This is a genomic window from Marseilla massiliensis (genome assembly GCF_016899955.1).
In the GTDB taxonomy this organism is placed as follows: domain Bacteria; phylum Bacteroidota; class Bacteroidia; order Bacteroidales; family Bacteroidaceae; genus Prevotella; species Prevotella intestinigallinarum.
On the sequence record NZ_JACJJL010000100.1, the window covers coordinates 1 to 493 of the forward strand.

Sequence of the window (493 nt, forward strand, 5' to 3'; positions counted from 1 at the left end):
TAACGTGAGTTCGACGAATTCACGTTAATGTTAAGGCAGATAAACCTCCTTAAAAGTTTCATCTGTTTGTTAGCAACCTTGTTTTTTTACCATATACCAACTTCACAAATGCCTTTGAATCTATCTAATATCATTTCGCTTTTTTTATCACTTCCCAAATTTACACTTATACGCTTTAGGTTAGGAAGATTTTCAGGAATTACATTATTCAATGAATCAAGAGGCGATTGCAAGTATAAGTTTTTTAAATTCTCGTGGTATAAAGGAAAACTTTGTAGCCGCTTCATATTGGCAAAAGACATACAGGTTAAAGAATGAAGGCTACTTAAATCCGGCATTTCTTCAACATTGCTAAGTCCGTCTAAATAAATACATCTTAGTTCCTTTAAATCCAATAAAAAATTAAGATTCAATATTTTCGGAGAACGATATATATCTATGTTTCTTAAATTTGGTGCCTTAAAACCTAAGTGTGTCCCATCCTTTAAATTAA

Annotated in this window: 1 protein-coding gene; it reads right to left on the bottom strand. The window is 31.4% G+C overall.

The window, feature by feature from the left end; translation table 11 throughout:
* Positions 1 to 86: 86 nt before the first annotated feature.
* On the bottom strand, positions 87 to 493 hold a 407-nt coding region (locus H6B30_RS16080; RefSeq protein ID WP_205112250.1), incomplete at its 5' end, for a hypothetical protein.